Raw genomic sequence first — 19,958 nt, forward strand, 5'->3', positions numbered from 1 at the left:
AATGAAGGTACCTTAAATTAAGGTACCTCTTCATCAGTTAGGCTGGAATACAGGCAACCTGTCAAAGCTTGCTGAAATAAGGATTCAGCATTTCCAGCAATTCATTTTTATTGACTTCGAATGTTTCACCTGAAGCTCGCAGCTTCACCTCAACGATTCCTTCGTTCGCCTTTTTGCCGACTGTAATCCGAACCGGAAGTCCAATCAGATCGGAATCTTTGAATTTTACGCCCGGGCGTTCTGCACGGTCATCCATTAGCACTTCATAACGGTTTTGCTGCAGCAGGCCGTATAATTCCTCGGCAAGTCCAGCCTGATCTGCGTCCTTCATATTAACAGGAATCAAATGGATGTCATACGGGGAAATGCCGACCGGCCATGTGAAACCTGATTCGTCATTGTACTGCTCCGCCACTGCAGAGAGTGTCCTTGATACACCAATTCCGTAGCAACCCATAATGAAGCTCTTCGCCTTTCCGTTCTCATCGAGGAACTCGGCTTTCAGGGCATCACTGTACTTTGTGCCAAGCTTGAAGATATGACCGACTTCAATTCCGCGGGCAAACTTGATGGTTCCCTTGCCATCCGGTGAAGGATCCCCTTCCTGGATAAAGCGAAGATCGGCATACTGAGCTTGGAAATCCCGGCCAGGCACGACATTGATGTAATGCACACCTTCTTTATTAGCGCCGCAAACGGCATTTACGATCGACTCGACCGCATTGTCAGCAAGAATTTTCGCTTTTCCTTCCACACCGACCGGTCCGAGCGAACCTGGCGAGCAGTTGAGCAGGCCGACGATTTCTTCTTCTTCAGCCATTTCAACCGTTTTTGCACCGAGCACGTTTTTCACTTTAATGTCGTTGATTTCATGGTCGCCTCTTGCCAATACGATGACAAGCTCGTCATCCGCCTTGAAAACAAGCGTTTTAATGCACTTCTCCTCTTCAACCTGCAAAAATCCGGAGATAGCCGCAATTGTTTTTTGTCCCGGTGTGTCGACTTCAGCCAACTCTTTCTCAGGCTCTTCCGATCTCTTGTACACTTTTACGACTTCGGCCATTTCAATATTCGCCGCGTAATCAGATGCATCTGAATAGGCAATCGTATCTTCACCGATTTCCGAAAGAACCATGAATTCCTGGGTATCTTTCCCGCCGATTGCACCCGAATCCGCCAAAACAGAGCGGAAATCAAGCCCGCAGCGCGTAAAGATGTTTGAATAGGCGGTATGCATCTTTTTATAGGTTTCATCAAGACTCTCAGGTGTTGCATGGAAAGAATACGCATCTTTCATAATGAATTCCCGGCCGCGGAGCAAACCGAAACGTGGTCTCTTCTCGTCCCTGAATTTCGTCTGGATCTGGAATAGGGCAAGCGGCAGCTTCTTATAAGACTTGATTTCATCCCTTAGAAGGTTTGTAATTACTTCTTCGTGGGTCGGCCCAAGAGCAAAGTCGCGGTTATGACGATCGTGAAGACGCATCAGTTCTTCCCCGTAAGTATACCAGCGGCCAGACTCCTGCCATAGTTCGGCAGGCTGGAGTGCGGGCATCAAAAGCTCCGCTGCACCTGCCCTTTCCATCTCTTCCCTGATGATTCTTTCAATCTTATCCAACAGCCTTTTTGCAAGCGGCATATACGTATACACTCCACTTGCCGTCTGGCGGATGAACCCTGCCCGGAGCAGGAGCTGGTGGCTCTTTACGTCCGCATCTGCAGGCACTTCCCTGAGCGTGGGAATAAGTGTCATCGTTTGTCTCATTGATCGCACCTCTATCTCTACAATTGGTCAGTTAATAAAAAAGCGTTGAATATCATTCCACGTTACTACGATCATCAGCACCATGAGAAGTGCAAATCCGACCAGATGAACGAGAGTCTCTTTCTGACGGTCCAGCGGTTTTCCGCGAAGTGCTTCTACTCCGAAGAACAGCAGCCGTCCGCCGTCAAGCGCAGGAATCGGCAATAAATTCATTATACCAAGATTTATGCTCAACAACCCGCCCCATCTCATCAAATTCATCAGTCCGGACTGAGCGACTGTCTCAGTCGTTTTGTAAATCCCGACTGGACCTGACAGCATATCAATCGAAAACTGTCCGGTCAGAAGCTTCGACAGCAGTTTAAAGATTTCAATCGTCATTGTATACGTTTCTGTAAAGCCGTAAGCGAGAGTTTTTGGCACCGATTTATCGAGGGCAGACTGGACACCGATCAATCCGTATGACTCGCCTTCTGCCTCCTGCTTTTCGGGAATTACCGGAACATCCAGTGTCTCTCCCCCACGCTCAACCGTAAACACCAGTTCCTCATCAGGATGAGCACGGACAATCTCGGTCATATCAACGAAGGTCGAGACTCCCTGTCCGTTAATCGTCAGCACTTCATCGCCGGCTTTTAAATTCGCTTCGCTCGCCGGGCTGTCAGGCATTACCTTTCCAAGCACCGCCTCTTTCACGGGCACGCCGTTCAAGAAGCCGATAATCATGAAAATGACAATGGCAAGGATGAAGTTGAACATTGGTCCTGCAAAGATTGTCATGGCCCGTGCGCTCAACTTCTTCGAGGCGAACTGCCGGTCCCAAGGAGCAATCTTCGTCTCTACCTGATCCTCCACAATATAGGCATCACGTGAGACCGCAAATCGCTTTAGTTCTTCATCGTCGCCGTCCTCATACCCTTTGATGAAGAGTTCCCGCTCAAGATCGGCCTCCTCCACCTCAATCGTGATGGCATTCGGATAACGGCTTTTTTGGTTCATGATGATTTTTTCTGCTTTTCCGTCTTGGTCAAGCAGCAGTGCAATTCGGTGACCGGGCTTCAGCTCCGGCATTTCCGGGTCTTCCCCGGCCATGCGGACATACCCGCCGATTGGGAGAAGCCGGATCGTATAGGTCGTTTCATTTTTTGTATAAAAAAAGATTTTTGGCCCGAAGCCGATCGCGAATTCTCTTACCAAAATTCCCGAACGCTTTGCAAAGATAAAGTGTCCCAGCTCATGGAAAAACACAAGCGCGCCGAAAATGATGATAAACGCCAGTATTGTATTCAAAATGGACTACCACCTTTATTAAAAGAGTGTGCTTGCAAATGCCCGGGCTTCCTTATCTGCCTGATGAATCGTCTCCAAATCAGGATTTTGGACCGCTTTATGTTTATTCATCACAGTTTCAATGATGCTTTCAATTTGGAGAAACGAGATCTTCTCCTTAAGGAAAGCGGCAACCGCCACTTCATTGGCTGCATTTAATACAGCAGGCATCGTGCCTCCTTCTCTGCCGGCGTCATAGGCGAACTGAAGACAGCGGAATCTTTCCATGTCCATTTCCTCAAAATGAAGAGTGCCTGTTTTAACCAAGTCAAGCCAGTTGGCGGAAGGGAGCGGCAGGCGGTCAGGATAAGAGAGCGCAAGCTGGATTGGCACACGCATGTCAGGGCTGCCTAGCTGAGCCATTACACTGCTGTCTTGGAATTCAACGAGAGAATGGATGATGCTCTCCCGGTGAAGCAAGACATCAATTTTGTCATAAGGCATGTCAAACAGCCAATGTGCCTCAATCACTTCCAAGCCTTTGTTCATCATTGTAGCAGAGTCAATCGTAATTTTGGAGCCCATCGACCAATTTGGATGATTCAAAGCTTGTTCAAGCGTAACATTTTCAAGCTGCTTTCGGTTATAATCACGGAAACTTCCGCCTGAAGCTGTGATGAGCAGGCGCTGAATCGTCTTCTCATCCTCACCGCGCAAGCATTGAAATATCGCCGAGTGTTCGCTGTCGACTGGAATCAAGTCGACCTTGTGCCGGTCAAGGGCCGCTTTGACGAGATGACCGGCAACAACGAGCGACTCCTTATTGGCAAGGGCGACCGTTTTCTTCGCTTCTATTGCTGCAAGCGTTGACTGAAGGCCGATACTTCCGAGGACAGAATTTAGGACGATGTCTGCTTTTTCATACGCAGCTGCCTGAATCAGTCCTTCCTCTCCCCAAACAAATGTAATGCCTGTTGGGAATTCGCTTTTCAGCCGATCACAATCTTCCTTTGTTTCCACGCAGACGAGTTCCGGCCTATCCGTATTGATAATCTTGCGTGCATACTCGACATTGCGCCCGAATGCCATTGCCGTTAACGAGAACTCTTCCGGATGCTCCCGGATGACTTGCAACGTCTGGGTACCGATCGATCCTGTCGCCCCAAGCAAACTGATATGTTTCAAACTTCTCAACTCCTATTCATCTGGCGGTGGTTTGGTTATAGTGCAGAAAGTAAGTAGAACAGTGGCAGAACAAACAGCCAGCTGTCGCATCGATCCAAAATACCGCCGTGACCCGGCAGCAGATTGCCGGAATCCTTTACATCATAATGTCTTTTCAGTGCAGACTCTGCCAAATCTCCTACTTGTCCAAAAGCAGACAGAACAATCGTAATCAGCATCAATTTTCCTAGTGGAATGTCGATTCCGGAGAAAAAGAAGAATAGCAGCGCTACAACAAGGGCCGCGACGATACCGCCAAGCGAACCTTCGACCGTCTTGTTCGGAGAAATTTCCGGCCAAAGCTTTCTTTTTCCCATAGCTCTCCCGATAAAATAGGCGCCAGAATCGGTCACCCAGACGACGAACAATGCATAGAACAAGTAGACAAGCCCTGCTTCGCGCGTCGCAATAAAATAATAGAAGCCGATGCCCACATAGAGGATGGCCATCATAAAATAGCCCGCATCGTCAAATGTGAACGTGTTTTTTACGACAACTGTGTAGACGAGGAAAAGCAGGGCACCAATAACGCCGAGCTCCGCTTTTCCGAGACCCGTAAAATTATAGGCAGAAAATACATCTGCCGGAAGCAGCAGAATCCAGAGCAAAACAAGGCTCAATATGCCGGGGAATGAGAAAAACGGCTGTTTTCTCATTTTAAACAGCTCATGGAGCCCGATGGAAGCCATGGCGTAGGCCAATAAGGTGAACGGAAGGCCGCCCCATATGGCCAACGGCAGGAAAACTGCTATTGCAACTGCTGCTGTGATGATTCTTTGTTTCATTTCTCTATCTCCTCGCTATGTATGCCTCCGTATCTCCTGGAACGGTTTTGGTAGGCCTCGACAGCCTCCAGCAAATGTTCATCTTTAAAATCCGGCCAAAGAACATCCGTAAAAAACAGCTCTGTATAAGCCAGCTGCCAAAGCATGAAATTGCTCAGCCGCAGCTCGCCGCTTGTACGAATTAAAAGATCCGGATCGGCAAAGGCACTGGTCATTAAATAGTTGGACAAATTTTCATCTGTGACATCATTTTCGTCAAGCTGCCCGTCTTTAATATCTTGGTACATCTTTTTAATTGCTTCGACAATTTCTGTCCGGCTCCCATAATTCAAGGCAAGATTCAGATTCAAGCCCGTATTGTGAGCTGTGGAGCGTAATGCCTGATCTACCGCCCGTTTCGTATGTTCAGGAAGAAGCTCTTTCTCCCCCATCATGGTCACCTTCACGTTTTCTTCAATCAATTCAGGCAGAAAACTGCCGAGAAACTCCTCAGGAAGGCGCATCAAATAATCCACTTCGAGCTTTGGCCTTTTCCAGTTCTCTGTTGAAAACGCATATAATGTAAGTGTGTCAATCCCGAGACGGTTGGCAAGCTTGGTAATCTTCTTGACCACCTGCATGCCTTCATGGTGCCCGGCAATTCTCGGCAGTGCCCGTTTTTTTGCCCACCGACCATTTCCGTCCATAATGATGGCAATATGGCCAGGAACCGGCTGTGTTCGTATTTTCGCTATTCTCTCTTCCATCGCCGGCATCTCTTTGGAAGTTTTCCATAACTTCATTTTATTCAGCATGAGAGTATCCTCCGTCAGAAATCCTTCCGTCTGCTATCCATTCCATAATATTAGCATACTTCGCCAGAAATCGTTATTGTTTGTGCTGGTCTTCTAAAAATCCGAACAGCATCGTAACCTATTATAAAGAAAAGTTCTCATTTTGAATAGCAGTCTATTTTATTCTGGTTGATGAAGGAAAATGCTTGCAGGCTGAAAGAACACGGGCTGCAGGGCAAAAATAAAAAGCCCTTCGTTAAGAAAGGGCTTTTCGGCTGAGGATCAGACCGCTAAAATTTCTTCCTCTTTTTCTTTCGTCAGCTGATCGATTTTTTTAATATGATCATCAGTGAGCTTCTGAATGTCATCTGCGTATCCACGAAGTTCATCTTCGGAGATGTCGCCATTTTTCTCTAGCTTTTTTAGGTCATCATTGCCGTCGCGGCGGATATTCCGGATTGCGACTTTTGCATCTTCGCCTTCTTTTTTGACAACTTTCACAAGTTCTTTTCTCCGCTCTTCCGTAAGCTGCGGAATCGAAAGACGGATCAATGAACCGTCGTTTGACGGAGTAAGTCCGAGGTCAGATTTCAAGATCGCTTTCTCAATATCGCCAAGAATAGTCTTGTCATACGGCTGGATAACGAGCAAGCGAGCCTCTGGCACCGATACAGACGCCATTTGGTTGATCGGTGTAGGTGCTCCGTAATAATCTACTGTGATACGGTCAAGATGGGATGCATTGGCGCGGCCCGCACGAATGCTGGCCAATTCACGGCTGTACGCTTGGATCGCTTTTTCCATTCTTTCTTTTGTCGTATTCAGTGTCGCTTTCGGCATTATTTATTCCCCCTTACAATTGTTCCGATTTCTTCGCCCATAACGGCGCGCTTAACGTTGCCTTTTTCAGTGAAAGAAAAAACAATCAATGGAATATCATTGTCCATGCATAAAGAGGAAGCGGTGGAATCCATTACACCGAGGCCTTCCTTCAACACATCAAGATAGGAGAGTTTGTCGTATTTGACTGCATCCTTGTCAAGCTTCGGATCGGCGCTGTATACACCATCAACATTGTTCTTCGCCATCAGGATAACATCTGCTTCGATTTCAGCCGCACGCAGCGCTGCTGTCGTGTCGGTAGAAAAGTATGGATTGCCGGTGCCGGCAGCAAAAATGACGACACGGTGCTTTTCTAAGTGACGGATTGCTCTTCTTCGGATGTATGGTTCTGCAACCTGGCGCATATCGATCGATGTCTGTACGCGCGTTTCGATTCCGAGCTGTTCCAGGCTATCCTGGAGTGCAAGTGAATTCATCACGGTTGCCAGCATACCCATATAATCCGCTGATGCGCGGTCCATGCCCATTTCACTGCCCGTCTTGCCGCGCCAGATGTTGCCGCCGCCTACAACGACTGCCACTTCCACGCCAAGTTCGGCTACTTCCTTCACCTGTTCGGCAATCGAACGGATGATGGCAGGATTAATACCGAATCCTTCATCTCCTGCAAGTGCTTCTCCACTTAATTTAAGGACGACTCTTTTATATTTTGGGGTGCTCATGTGAACCTCCAATACAGTATGTAAATTTCTTTTGCTTGTAAAAAATAGGGAACACGAGGCGTGCTCCCTATTTCGTTGTGATTATTCATTATCCAGCTGCGGGCGATAGGGGCTCGAGGTCTCTTCAGAAAAGAGCTTGTCGCCCCTGTTCAATCGCCCTCCGCATTTTCTTTGTCCAGCTCCGGCGCCTGGCCGCTCGAGGTCATAAGCCAGAAACGAATAAAGGCTGAAAAACGCCTTTTTCCGTTTCCGTCTTATGCTTGTCGCGGCCGAGCAAGGCGCCTCCGCATTTCTGTCTTACTTCTTAATTTGGCTCATTACTTCTTCTGCGAAGTTTTCTTGGCGTTTTTCGAGGCCTTCTCCGACTTCGTAGCGGATGAAATCTGCTACTGTAGCGCCGTGGGATTCTACGAATTGGCGTACTTTTTGGTCAGAGTTTTTCACGAATGTTTGGTCAAGCAGGCAGATTTCTTCGAAGAATTTGCCAAGGCGGCCTTCAACCATTTTTTCAACGATTTTTTCAGGCTTGCCTTCGTTAAGAGCTTGTTGAGTCAACACTTGGCGCTCATGCTCTGTTTCTTCCGCAGAAACTTGGTCGCGGGAGATGTATTTTGGATTGATCGCTGCGATGTGCATCGCTACGTCTTTTGCAGCATCTGCATCGGTAGTGCCTTCAAGCTTGACGAGAACGCCGATACGTCCGCCCATGTGAAGGTATTCGCCGAAAGCGTCGCTGTCCGTTTTTGTTTGGATCGCAAAACGGCGCAAAGTCAGCTTTTCGCCGATTGTAGCGATGGCTGCATTGATGTATTCATTGACAGTTTGTCCGTTCTGCATTTTTGTTTCAAGTGCAGCTTCCACTGTCTCTGGCTTTTCTGCAAGCAGTTGCTCAGCCAGTTCTTTAACAAGGTTTTGAAAGTTTTCGTTTTTCGCAACGAAGTCTGTTTCAGCGTTCACTTCAAGGATGACTGCGTCATTGCCTTTGCTCATGATGAAAGTTGTGCCTTCCGCAGCAATGCGGTCCGCTTTCTTCGCTGCTGAAGCGATACCTTTTTCACGCAGGAAGTCGATTGCTTTTTCCATATCACCATTTGTTTCAGTCAATGCTTTTTTGCAGTCCATCATGCCCGCGCCAGTTTTTTCACGCAGTTCTTTAACCATTTGTGCAGTAATTGCCATGTTTACATCCTCCTTGTGACAGTTCATTCTTTGTTTGAAAAAAGGTGACAAGTGTACGCACCCTCATCACCTTTTTCAGACTGAAGCCCTTTAATGGGCGTTTGCCTTATGTTTGATTATGCGTTAGCAGTTTCTTCAGCTGCTTCTTCTGCTTCCACGTCATCTTTCGCTTCCATCAAAGCATCAGCCATTTTGGAAGTGAGCAATTTCACGGCGCGGATTGCATCGTCGTTAGCCGGGATGACTACGTCGATTTCATCAGGGTCGCAGTTTGTGTCAACGATGCCGACGATTGGAATGTTCAGTTTGCGTGCTTCTGCAACTGCAATACGCTCTTTGCGCGGATCGATAATGAACATTGCATCTGGAAGAGTCTTCATGTCTCTGATGCCGCCAAGGAATTTAACAAGGCGCTCATGTTCTTTCTTCAATTGCACGATTTCTTTCTTAGGAAGGACTTCAAATGTGCCGTCTTCTTCCATTTTTTCGATTGCTTTCAGGCGATCGATACGCTTTTGGATCGTTTCGAAGTTTGTAAGTGTTCCGCCGAGCCAGCGATGGTTCACATAGTAGTGGCCTGCGCGTTCAGCTTCTTCTTTAACAGAGTCTTGAGCTTGTTTCTTTGTGCCGACAAACAATACTTTTCCGTTGTTTTCAGCAAGCTCTCTCATGAAGTTATAAGCTTCTTCGACTTTCTTTACTGTTTTTTGCAAGTCGATGATGTAGATGCCGTTTCTTTCCGTGAAGATGTATTTCTTCATCTTTGGATTCCAGCGGCGTGTCTGGTGACCGAAATGTACACCAGCTTCAAGCAGTTGTTTCATTGAAATTACTGACATAGTGTTGTTTCCTCCTCGGTTTTGTTTTCCTCCGTCTCACTCATTTTCCGAACAGACTGCCGTCAGACAGCACCTTGCACGGAATCATGAAACGTGTGTATTAACACCATCAATCAATATATCATAACTTTGGAAATGATACAAGTTCCAAGTTCATCTTTTTCTGAATTTCAAAAGGAGCTCAATCTCCGTCTTGCCTTTATGCAGTTTTTTGGCGATCTCTTCAACCGGCATACCCTCTTCCGCCAGGAGAAAGACCTGGTCCTCAAACGGAAGATCCTCAAAAACGGGATCCGCCTTTTCTGCGGGTTTATAGGCACGTGCTGCCATCATTTTCTGATAGCCGGCTTGCGGAATTTGAAGCTCTGGCTCCTGATTCTCTGGTTCTAGCGGTTTTTGTTCGTTAGAAGAAGCTGAACCTCTGTCCTTTTCCTGCACAGACCGGATTTTTGCGAGGAAAAGCTCGTTTTCCTCCTTCATTTCCATCATGAAGGCAGACAGCAGCTCCTCCGACTCTTGCAGTCCCTTTTGCTGGCTTCGCTCCAGTTCAATCAGCCTGTTCTGACGCTGGAAGAGCAGGACAACCGCAAAGATGGTTAGAAGATTGAGGATAAACAATATAACGACTATCATTCCCATTAGACATCACTATCCATTATAATCAATTGATTTCCCTTTGTAAGGATGGTTTTCCGACCGCGATTCGGCTTCTTCCTTGGGTGATTGGCGGCGCTTTTTTTGCCGTTCTCTTTGCTCGCCACCGCCTTCTCGCAAGGAAGCCTTGTCTTTCCCCTCCAGATTCAACACGTTTTGTCGTGCCTCTTCCAGCTTCTTTTCCCCTTCAAGGGCCGCATAATCATTGGCAAGCTGGCTTTTTTGGTTAAGCTGTTCGGTAACTTTTCCGGCATCGTATGTACGGGGAAGAGCGACCTGCAATTCAATCGCTTTTAAGCTCATTGTGCCGCCTCCCTCAATGGTATTGTTTTAATAGAAGATGTTTTAGCTTAAAAAGGGCTTTCGAATGGATTTGCGAGATTCTGGATGTGGAGAGATTTGTAATTTCGCCTATTTCCGTAAATGTCAGTTCTTCCTTATAAAACAGGCTGAGAACGAGCTGCTCCTTCTCGGTCAATGTTTTAATAACCTCCGCCATCTCTTGGAGCCATTCTTTTTTGATCAATGAATCTTCGGGCAGCGGCGTCCCCTCGTCCTTGACAGAGTAGGAATGTGTCTCTCCTTCCTCCTGGTCATGGATAAATTCATCGATTGAGAGAACATTCGAGAAAAAATGCTCGCTGAATGTTTTGCACACTTCCTCAACCGGCATTCCAAGCTTTTCTGCGATTTCTTCTGGGGTGACGTGGCGCAAATATTCTTGCTCCATTTTTTCGGCGGCCGCTTCAATTTTTTTCGCTTTTTCACGAGTGCTTCTCGGTAGCCAGTCCTCTTTACGGAGCCCATCAATGATTGCTCCTCTAATGCGAAAGGAGGCATACGTATCGAATTTCAGGTCACGTTTCCTATCGAATTTATGCAAGGCGTCGAGCAGGCCCATCATTCCAAAGCTCTTCAATTCATCGCGGGGAACGTTTTTCGGGATTCCAACAGCAATCCGCTGCACATGATACGTTACGAGCGGCATGTATTTTTGAATCAGAATATTCCCCGCATCCGGATCGCGGTCCTCACTCCATTTGTCCCAATAGACTTGTTCTTCAATCAGTGACGAGTCTGACATTCCATCTCCTCCTCCCAGTTGCAAACAGCACAGTCGGGATCCATGCAAACCACAGCAGCTTGCGACATCCATGTCTGAATGCTAAATGACCGTCGTACCTAAATTCACCGTTCTAATTTCAAGCTGGCAGGTATCCGGATCAAATTCGATCGTTCTGCCGCTTGAACCGCCGACGTCTTCGGCGACAATTTGAATGCGCAGCGTCTCCAGCATCTCTTTCACTGCCTGGACATTTCGCGGGCCGATGCGCATCTGTTCGCTGCCCCCTTGGGTAAATTTGAACATCTGTGCCCCGCCGGCGATTTTTGCACGCATATTCCTCTGCTTGGCTCCCTGCCTTTCGAGATCGGCAACAAGCGCAGGCAGCGCCGTATCAGCAAATTTCGCCGCGTTTACCGGCTGCTGACCTTTTGCAAGCGACGAATCCGGAAGCATAATATGAGCAAGTCCGGCCGTTTTCGCATGTGCATCATAAAGGGCAATGCCTACGCAGGAGCCAAGGCCCGACGTCCTGATACGCTCGGGCGCTTTGGCGATTTTCATGTCAGCTATGCCGACTCTTATGACGGTTTCTTCATTCTTCATTCCCATTTACCCCTAGTGCTTTGAAAAGAATCGAAAACGACTCAGGATCCGGCAGCAGGAAGAACTGACCATGAACGAGCTCACTATGATGTTGTTCGTCATCCTGTAATGACGTATCAATCACAATGGCATAATCCTCGGACTGTGACAGCTCAATCAGGCCGTAACTGATGATCGCACCGGCCATATCCACGCTGAGCGAAGGAACAGACGGGTGAAGATCCAGCCCGGTAAAGTCCGATAAGGAAGATAGATAGGAACCTGACAAGATATTCCCCAATTCCTGCATAGCAGAAAGGCCCAATTCAGAATAAGGAGGATTGGCGAAGGAAAATGTTTCATCTCCGGTCATCTGCTGGATATATCTCGTACCTTGGTCTAGCGGAAGAATAAAGAACATATTGCCCGATACATCGCCTTCAATCCGCAAATATACCGCCACTACTACATTTTCATGCCCGCCGGCAAGCTCAAGCATATCACCAAATGGCATAATCCTTACTTTCGGCACAACCATGTCGATTTTCTTTTCCATTAGGACAGACAATGCTGTAGCCGCGTGCCCAGCGCCGATATTGCCGATTTCACGAAGAACATCAAGATGGACAGCATCGAATTTTTTTTCCAAACCCATTTCATCCATTCCTTTAGCTCGGATTCAGCACATTTTCAAGGCTGAGCAAAATCAACAGCCGTTTGCCGTATTTTGCCACTCCGGTGATAAAATCCGTTTCGATTGAACCGACAACATCCGGGCGCGGTTCAATTGAATCCGCTGCGACGTCCAATACATCGTTTGCCCCGTCGACGATGATCCCTACTTCAAAATCATTGACATTGACGATGATCATCCTTGTGCTCTTTGTGTAAACAGCATCACCAAGGTTTAGCCGCTTTTTTAAATCAATGATCGGGATGATTGATCCCCGCATATTAATGACCCCTTTAATATGCGCAGCCGCTCTTGGGACTCTTGTAATATGAAGCGGCTTTTCAATCCCTTTTACTTGTTCGACCGGTACGGCGTATTCTTTGTCATCCAACGAAAAGACAATCAGCTTCAGTTCCTTTGCTGCTGCATCAACTGCCATTGTCATCACGCTCCTTTTGAGCAAAATAGTAAGCTAATTGCATTATTTAATCAGTGCATTACAGTCCATAATCAACGCGACCTGGCCATCGCCAAGAATAGTGGCGCCTGAAATGGCGAATACTTTGGACAAATAGTCTCCGAGTGATTTCAAAACGATCTCCTGCTGGCCAATGAAAGAATCCACTTCAAGTCCCGCCATCTTGTCACCTTTCCGAACGATGACGAGTGAAACGAACTCATCTTCTTCTTCTTTTCTCTCAATCTCAAAAATATTTTTCAGATCGATGATCGGTACCACTTTCCCGCGAAAATCAATGACAGGCTGATTATGTGCCTGCAAGATCTCTTCGCGTTTAATGATTGCCGTTTCAAGAATAGAAGATAACGGAATTGCATATTTCTCTTCACCGATTTCAACGAGCATTGCTGAAATGATGGAAAGAGTCAGCGGAAGCTGGATTGAAAAAACCGAACCCTTCCCTGGCGCCGACGAAATCGATATAGAGCCGCCAAGAGACTGGATTTTCGACTTGACGACATCGAGGCCGACTCCCCGGCCGGATATATCGGAAATCTTTTCCGCCGTCGAGAAACCGGATGCCATGATCAGCTCATAAGCCTGCTCATCCGGAAGATCCATCGCTTCTGCCTCTGTCAAAATCCCTTTTTCAATCGCTTTTCTTACAACGACATCCCGATTGATTCCCGCTCCGTCATCCTCTATTTCAATGAACACATGATTCCCGCTGTGGTATGCTTTCAGCACGATCGTGCCTTTCGCAGGCTTGCCATTGTTTTTCCGGACTTCTGCGCTTTCGATTCCATGGTCAATCGCATTTCTCAACAAATGAACGAGCGGGTCGCCGATTTCATCAATGACCGTACGATCAAGCTCCGTCTCGGCTCCGATAATTTCGAGCTCAAGCTCCTTGTTCAAATCTTTGGCCAGCTGTCTCACCATTCGCGGAAAACGGTTGAACACTGTTTCGATTGGGACCATTCGCATATTAAGGATAATATTTTGCAAATCACCTGAAATCCGGGACATTCTTTCTACCGTTTCTTCAAGTTCCGGGCTTTTAATATCCTGAGAAATCTGCTCAAGCCGCCCGCGGTCGATGACCAGCTCCTCAAACAGGTTCATGAGGATGTCCAGCCTTTCAATATTGACGCGGATCGTCTTACCGCCTGCCGCATGCTTTGGCTGTTGGGAATCTTGTTCAGCTTGAGGCTTTGCTGAAGTTTTCGCAGCTGCCGGTCCTTGCTGCTCTTTCTTTTCTTCCACTTTTTCTTCTTGTTTCGGCTCTGCGATTTGATCAATCACAATCGCTTCAGCCTTTTCGATTTCTGATATCTTCATAATTTTAGCTTCGATATCCGCTTTGCTTTCCTTCGAGATAATCGTAACCGTAAAGTCGGAATCAAACTGCTCTTCCTCCAACTGTTCAACAGTAGGAACCGATTTGATCACTTCACCGATTTTCTCTAACACTTCAAAGACCATATAAACACGGGCTGTTTTCAGCAAGCAGTCTTTCCGCAGCGAGACGGATAGTTCATAGCACTGGAAACCCTGCTCGCGGGACTGCTCGATGACCGTTCTCTCGAATTCATCATACGTATTTTTAAGAGCGGCAGGCGCCTCCACTGCTGTGGCTGTTTCTTTTTCTGCCTGTGCTTGGACTGAGCCTTTGCCGATGCTTTGCAATTTGTCGATAGCTTCTGATACATCCCGCTTTCCGTCTTCACCTGCTGCAATCGCTTCTATCATGATTTCGAGCTCATCGACGGCGAAAAAGACAATGTCCATGATTTCTGATGTGACAGCGATTTTCTCGTTGCGGATATCATCCAGCACATTTTCCATATGGTGGGTAAGGTTCGCCAAGTCGTCGAAGTTCATCGTTGCCGACATTCCTTTCAGCGTATGGGCCGAACGGAAGATTTCATTGACAATCGCCAAGTTATGCGGATCTTTCTCCAGCAATAGCAGCTGCTCGTTGCAAGCTTGCAGATGTTCCTTACTTTCATCGATAAAAATTTCTAAATATTGATTTACATCCATCTGCTACACATCCTATTTTAAAAATTTCATTATTTCTCCGGCAATGTCTCCAAGCTTGGCAACAACATCCACCTTGCCGGTCTGCACCGCAGCTTTGGGCATGCCGTAAACGATGCAGGTTTCTTCGGACTCGGCAATCGCCCGTACCCAAGGCTCTTCCTTAAGCAACGCCAGCCCTTTTGCCCCATCCGCTCCCATTCCGGTCATAATGACTGAAACAACCTCATACCGGCTCAGCTTCGCAGCGGAAGTGAAAAGGACATCGACAGAGGGTCTATGCCCGTTCACAGGCGGTGTTTCACCGATTTTTGCCTTTAGCCCGGAAGGACTTTCTTCGAGGAAGAGATGCCGTCCTCCTGGTGCAATATAAGCCGTACCCTTCCTCAGCAATTCACCGTCCTCCGCTTCCTTCACCCGGATTTTGCAAACAGAATCAAGCCGGTTGGCCAAAGATTTGGTAAAGTTAGGCGGCATGTGCTGGACGATGGCAATCGGAGCCGGAATATTCGCCGGGATGCTTTCAAGTACTGACTGTAACGCTTTTGGCCCGCCTGTTGACGTGCCGATGCAGACAAGCTTTTCCGGTTTTTTTACAAAGGGCAGTTTTTCTGCAACCGGAGAAGAAACGGAAGGTGTTACCTGCACATTCGGTGTTGAGGGTCTTATCTGCTTACAGCGCGTAACGGATTGCAAGAAATTTTCCCGGAATTCCTTCACGTCTTCTCCTTCTAATTTTGCTGGCCTGTCGAGGATCACCATTCGGTCTTTAAATGACTCAAGTCCTGCCGGAATTCCTCTTTCCCCGTGGACAAACAGGATCATCCGGGAAAAGGTTTCAGGGTCGATTTCTGCCACATATCCGGGCCACTCTGTGAATTGCGGATCAAGGTCAATGGCGAGCACATCTGGTTTCAAATTACTAAGCTTCTTGAAAGATCCCGCATCAGGTCTTGAAGCACCAAGCACTTTCACTTCATTGTCTCTCATAAATAAATTGCCCATGATGATTCTCGCAAGTGCCGTCGGGCTAATGACATACAGGCTTATCTTTTCCATCCCCGCTCCTCTCTGCCAAGGAAAAGGCCGCGGATTTTGCTCATGAATGTTTCTTTTCCGACTGGGAGAGTACCTACAGTACCCTCGATATAGCGGTCCATCATCGAAGATAGACTTACTGCAGCGGGAGATTGCGGGAAACTTAGGCATAGCGCTCGCTGCTCGATTACCGCTTTACGTACATGCTTGTCTTCCGGCAAAATGCCGAGCAGGGTCAAATCCCGCTGCAAAAACTGTTTTGTGACGTTTTGCAGTTTGTGCAGAGTCTCTTTCCCTTGCAACTGGCTGTCTGCCCTGTTGCAAACGATCAAGAAACGACTGCTGGAACCTTCCAAACAAATAAACTTGATCATGGAGTAGGCATCCATAATGGCTGTCGGCTCTGGTGTCGTAACGACTAGGATGTCATCAGCTGCAAGCAGGATCTGCAATGAAAATGCCGCTGCCCCAGCCGCCATGTCAAAAATAATATAATCATATTGCTTCTGGATCTCTTCCAGACCGGCCAGCAGCTTTTCGGCCTGGCGGCGGTCCATCTCTGCTGCTTCATTCAAGCCGTTTCCGCCGGCAATATAAGAAATTCCTTCGTCACCCTTTTGGATAATATCGGCAATTGGCAAGTCGCCTTCAAGAAAATCGGAGATTGTTTTCGGCTGTGAGCTCCCGAGTAAAATATTGACATTGCCCATTCCGATATCAAGATCGAATAAAAGCACTTTGTAGCCTTTTCTTGTCAGCAGCAAGGCGGTATTAATCGAAATATTCGATTTTCCAACGCCGCCTTTTCCGCTGACAACTGCCAATGTTCTTGCCTCATGGCCGTCTTCCCTCTGCATCATCTTTCTCAGCTTTTCCGCCTGGTCACTCATGATGTTCAGCTCCAAACAAATAGTCGGCGATCAATCCCGGTGATGCCGGACGGATATCGTCCGGAACATCCTGCCCTGTCGTCAAGTAAGCTGCGCCCTTTTCATGTTCAAGCATCATATTGATCATCGATCCATATGTCGCCGTTTCATCCGCTTTTGTAAAAATAAACTGGCTGATTGGCATTTCCTTAAAATTGTCCGTAATCTTATTCATGTCACTTTCCTTCATTGACAGTGACAAGACGAGCAGAATGTCGAGCTCTCTGCTATCCGTGAGAATGGCTTGCAGGTCACGGATGAATTCCGCCTGCCGGTAATTTCTCCCGGCTGTATCGATAAATATGAGATCGCATCCAGAAAGCCTTTCCGCAGCCTCCTGGAAGTCCTCTCTCTTATAAACGACCTCTACCGGTACATGTAAAAGCTGTGCATAGGTCTTCAGCTGCTCGATGGCTGCAATCCGATACGTATCGAGCGTGATGAATCCGATCTTTTTTTCGTCCTTCAACATGGCATGAGCCGCGAGCTTTGCCAATGTTGTCGTCTTGCCGACGCCGGTAGGCCCAGCAAGAGCAATGAATTTCTTGTTGTAGTCCAACCCGGTGAACCGGAAAGTGGACAGCCTTTCAATCATCATTTTCTTTGCTTCTTCCAGCAGGGCGGCCTCTGACAAAGGCTCGGAGGCCCCGCGCCATTTATCAAGCAGCCTGTCGCCAATATCAGCTAGCTGCTGTTCGTCCAGCTCCTGCCTTTCGAGAAGCGAAAGGACTGACTGAATTTCTTCAGGATAATGGCTGAAATGGATACTTGGCCGGCTCATTGTTTTTTTCAGCTCGGCAAGTTCTGCAAGTATTTTCTCTTCTCCCGCGGGAGGTGTCGGTGCCAGTATCGGTTTCGTCTCAGCAGGTATCTTCCGCTCTTTATGCTTAATGGTTGGAGCAGCCTGTTTCTTGAACTCGTCAAGAGCAGCGATCACTTCAATATTCTTTTTCTTGAAAAATCCGAGAAAGCCTCCGGTATAGACTACCCGGGAATTGAGGATGACCGCATCATCGCCAAGCTCCGTTCTCACTTTTCGCATCGCTTCCGGCATCGTGGCCGCCATGATTTTTTTTACATTCAATCTACGTTCACCACCCCAACACTTTGGACTTCGACATTTGCTTCCAATTCATTATAGGATAAAACCGGAATATGCGGGAAGTATCGCTCGGTCAGCTGTCTGACATACATCCGGACAGCTGGTGAGCATAGCAAAATCGGTGTCTGCTGCATCAAAGCCAGGTTTTCGATCTGACCTGCCATCGCCTCAAGAATCCGCTGAGAATCATTTGGATCCATTGACAAATAGTTTCCGTGCTCGGTCTGCTGGATGCTGTCTGCGATCATCTTTTCAATTCGGCCGGAAACGGTAAGAACTTTTAGAACTGACTGTCCATCCGAATACTGATTCGTAATCTGGCGCGCCAGCGACTGCCTCGCATATTCCGTCAGCAAGTCCGTGTCGCTCGTTATTTTTCCGTAGTCTGCGAGAGTTTCGAAAATGATTGGCAAGTTGCGGATCGATACATTTTCTTTTAAAAGCTTGGCGAGTACTTTTTGTACATCTCCGATTGACAACGGATTTGGCGTAACTTCCTCGACAAGGATCGGATGCGTCTCCTGCAGATGGTCGATCAGCTGCTTCGTTTCCTGACGGCCGAGCAGCTCATAGGCGTTCGCACGGAGTACCTCCGTAATATGGGTCGATACGACAGATGGCGGATCAACAACCGTATACCCCATAATCTCCGCTTGTTCCTTCGTCTCTTCTGTAATCCACTTAGCGGGAAGACCAAAGGATGGCTCGATCGTGTCGATTCCTTCGATTTCATCGTCTCCGCCCGGACTCATCGCCAGATAATGGTCAAGCAGCAATTCGCCCTTTGCCATTTCTGTACCCTTGATCTTCAGTCGGTACGCATTCGGCTCAAGCTGAATATTGTCACGGATGCGGACAACCGGAATGACCAAACCGAGTTCAAGTGCAAGCTGGCGGCGGATCATGACGATCCGGTCAAGCAGGTCGCCGCCTTGGTTTACATCAGCGAGCGGAATGAGTCCATAGCCAAATTCGAACTCGATTGCCTCAACATTCAACAAGTTCACGACGCTTTCGGCACTTTTCATATCCTCCGGTTCCTCCGCATCTTCTGAAGCAATCAAATCGCTGTCCTCCGGTGCAGGTGTCCTCGAAAGGGCGATTCCGCCGAAAACAAGCGCAACCGCAATCGGAATGGTCAAAATATCATTGATCGGCGTGACGAGACCAAGAAGGAAAATTGTTGCAGCCGTGATGTACAGCATTTTTGGAAAACGGAACAATTGCTCTGAAATATCGGTGCCAAGATTGCCCTCGGACGCAGCACGCGTCACGACGATCCCTGTCGCAGTCGAAATGAGCAGCGCCGGGATCTGGCTGACGATTCCATCCCCTACGGTTAAAAGCGAAAATCTTGTCGCCGCCTCGCCGATAGGGAGCCCCATCTGCGTCATTCCGATGATAACCCCGAACAAGAGGTTGATGAGAACGATAATAATCCCGGCGATCGCATCCCCTTTAACGAACTTGCTCGCACCGTCCATCGCCCCGTAAAAATCAGCCTCACGCGAAACCTTTTCACGTCTTGTCCGTGCTTCATGCTCGGAAATCATCCCGGCATTCAAGTCGGCGTCGATACTCATCTGTTTTCCCGGCATCGCATCGAGTGTAAAGCGGGCTGCCACCTCTGAAACCCGCTCCGCACCTTTTGTGATGACGACAAACTGGATGATGATCAGGATGAAGAAGACAACCATCCCGACGAGGACGTTACCGCCGACTACGAAATTCCCGAATGTATCGACTACCCCGCCGGCATCCCCTTTTGAGAGGATGGACCTCGTCGTTGAAACGTTCAGGCCGAGGCGGAACAACGTCAGCAACAGCAATAAAGAAGGAAATATCGAGAACTGCAGCGGCTCCTGCATATTCATTGATGTGAGCAGAACGATCAGGGCGAGAGTAATGTTGGTGATGATCAGCACACTTAACAGCCATGGAGGAAATGGTATGACCAGCATGGCGACAATTAGGATAACACTTGATAAAACTACTATTTCTTTAGCCTTCAT

20 protein-coding genes are annotated in these 19,958 nt (G+C 47.8%); all 20 read right to left on the bottom strand.

Annotated features, from left to right (window positions below):
- Nucleotides 1-61 precede the first annotated feature (61 nt).
- The 20 genes from AC0TWI_RS02305 to flhA all read right to left on the bottom strand — a co-directional run bounded on the left by AC0TWI_RS02305 (nucleotide 62) and on the right by flhA (nucleotide 19,958).
- Complete coding sequence (locus tag AC0TWI_RS02305) at nucleotides 62-1,765, bottom strand: proline--tRNA ligase (RefSeq protein ID WP_488124719.1); 1,704 nt, start codon at nucleotides 1,763-1,765, stop codon at nucleotides 62-64.
- 27 nt (nucleotides 1,766-1,792) lie between these two features.
- Entirely contained in the window at nucleotides 1,793-3,055 is a 1,263-nt protein-coding gene (rseP, locus tag AC0TWI_RS02310) for an RIP metalloprotease RseP (RefSeq protein ID WP_488124720.1), read from the bottom strand.
- An 18-nt stretch (nucleotides 3,056-3,073) separates the two neighbouring features.
- The gene (locus AC0TWI_RS02315) at nucleotides 3,074-4,219 is read right to left on the bottom strand and encodes a 1-deoxy-D-xylulose-5-phosphate reductoisomerase (protein WP_488124721.1); all 1,146 of its coding nucleotides are present in this window, start codon (nucleotides 4,217-4,219) and stop codon (nucleotides 3,074-3,076) included.
- 35 nt (nucleotides 4,220-4,254) lie between these two features.
- A complete protein-coding gene (locus AC0TWI_RS02320) occupies nucleotides 4,255-5,043 on the bottom strand; it encodes a phosphatidate cytidylyltransferase (RefSeq protein WP_488124722.1) in 789 nt (262 codons plus the stop codon).
- Entirely contained in the window at nucleotides 5,040-5,837 is a 798-nt protein-coding gene (uppS, locus tag AC0TWI_RS02325) for an undecaprenyl pyrophosphate synthase (protein ID WP_488124723.1), read from the bottom strand. Before uppS ends, AC0TWI_RS02320 begins: the two co-directional genes overlap by 4 nt.
- A 261-nt stretch (nucleotides 5,838-6,098) precedes the next feature.
- Nucleotides 6,099-6,656 carry a ribosome recycling factor gene (frr, locus tag AC0TWI_RS02330; RefSeq protein ID WP_488124724.1) on the bottom strand — a complete coding sequence of 186 codons (558 nt, stop codon included), beginning with the start codon at nucleotides 6,654-6,656 and terminating at the stop codon, nucleotides 6,099-6,101.
- A complete protein-coding gene (gene pyrH / locus AC0TWI_RS02335) occupies nucleotides 6,656-7,381 on the bottom strand; it encodes a UMP kinase (RefSeq protein ID WP_488124725.1) in 726 nt (241 codons plus the stop codon). Before pyrH ends, frr begins: the two co-directional genes overlap by 1 nt.
- A gap of 297 nt (nucleotides 7,382-7,678) precedes the next feature.
- A complete protein-coding gene (gene tsf, locus AC0TWI_RS02340) occupies nucleotides 7,679-8,560 on the bottom strand; it encodes a translation elongation factor Ts (RefSeq protein ID WP_488124726.1) in 882 nt (293 codons plus the stop codon).
- A 116-nt stretch (nucleotides 8,561-8,676) separates the two neighbouring features.
- On the bottom strand, nucleotides 8,677-9,399 hold the full coding sequence (rpsB, locus tag AC0TWI_RS02345) for a 30S ribosomal protein S2 (RefSeq protein ID WP_488124727.1): 723 nt from the start codon (nucleotides 9,397-9,399) through the stop codon (nucleotides 8,677-8,679).
- 153 nt (nucleotides 9,400-9,552) lie between these two features.
- Nucleotides 9,553-10,038 (bottom strand): hypothetical protein, encoded by a 486-nt coding sequence (locus AC0TWI_RS02350; RefSeq protein ID WP_488124728.1) that lies wholly within the window; start codon nucleotides 10,036-10,038, stop codon nucleotides 9,553-9,555.
- 9 nt (nucleotides 10,039-10,047) lie between these two features.
- A complete protein-coding gene (locus AC0TWI_RS02355; RefSeq protein ID WP_488124729.1) occupies nucleotides 10,048-10,356 on the bottom strand; it encodes a hypothetical protein in 309 nt (102 codons plus the stop codon).
- A 13-nt stretch (nucleotides 10,357-10,369) separates the two neighbouring features.
- The gene (locus AC0TWI_RS02360; protein WP_488124730.1) at nucleotides 10,370-11,137 is read right to left on the bottom strand and encodes a FliA/WhiG family RNA polymerase sigma factor; all 768 of its coding nucleotides are present in this window, start codon (nucleotides 11,135-11,137) and stop codon (nucleotides 10,370-10,372) included.
- A gap of 81 nt (nucleotides 11,138-11,218) precedes the next feature.
- A complete protein-coding gene (locus AC0TWI_RS02365; RefSeq protein WP_488124731.1) occupies nucleotides 11,219-11,722 on the bottom strand; it encodes a chemotaxis protein CheD in 504 nt (167 codons plus the stop codon).
- Nucleotides 11,712-12,356 (bottom strand): chemotaxis protein CheC, encoded by a 645-nt coding sequence (locus tag AC0TWI_RS02370; RefSeq protein ID WP_488124732.1) that lies wholly within the window; start codon nucleotides 12,354-12,356, stop codon nucleotides 11,712-11,714. The genes AC0TWI_RS02365 and AC0TWI_RS02370 overlap by 11 nt, the downstream gene beginning before the upstream one ends.
- A 13-nt stretch (nucleotides 12,357-12,369) precedes the next feature.
- Nucleotides 12,370-12,819 carry a chemotaxis protein CheW gene (locus AC0TWI_RS02375; protein WP_488124733.1) on the bottom strand — a complete coding sequence of 150 codons (450 nt, stop codon included), beginning with the start codon at nucleotides 12,817-12,819 and terminating at the stop codon, nucleotides 12,370-12,372.
- 36 nt (nucleotides 12,820-12,855) lie between these two features.
- On the bottom strand, nucleotides 12,856-14,880 hold the full coding sequence (locus tag AC0TWI_RS02380) for a chemotaxis protein CheW (protein ID WP_488124734.1): 2,025 nt from the start codon (nucleotides 14,878-14,880) through the stop codon (nucleotides 12,856-12,858).
- Between the two features lie 12 nt (nucleotides 14,881-14,892).
- Nucleotides 14,893-15,936, bottom strand: coding sequence for a CheB methylesterase domain-containing protein (locus tag AC0TWI_RS02385; RefSeq protein WP_488124735.1), 1,044 nt, complete (start codon nucleotides 15,934-15,936; stop codon nucleotides 14,893-14,895).
- On the bottom strand, nucleotides 15,924-16,805 hold the full coding sequence (locus AC0TWI_RS02390) for a MinD/ParA family protein (protein WP_488124736.1): 882 nt from the start codon (nucleotides 16,803-16,805) through the stop codon (nucleotides 15,924-15,926). The genes AC0TWI_RS02385 and AC0TWI_RS02390 overlap by 13 nt, the downstream gene beginning before the upstream one ends.
- Nucleotides 16,798-17,928, bottom strand: coding sequence for a flagellar biosynthesis GTPase FlhF (gene flhF, locus AC0TWI_RS02395; protein ID WP_488124737.1), 1,131 nt, complete (start codon nucleotides 17,926-17,928; stop codon nucleotides 16,798-16,800). The genes AC0TWI_RS02390 and flhF overlap by 8 nt, the downstream gene beginning before the upstream one ends.
- A complete protein-coding gene (flhA, locus tag AC0TWI_RS02400; protein WP_488124738.1) occupies nucleotides 17,925-19,958 on the bottom strand; it encodes a flagellar biosynthesis protein FlhA in 2,034 nt (677 codons plus the stop codon). The genes flhF and flhA overlap by 4 nt, the downstream gene beginning before the upstream one ends.

It is taken from the genome of Lederbergia sp. B243.17, from assembly GCF_057657925.1.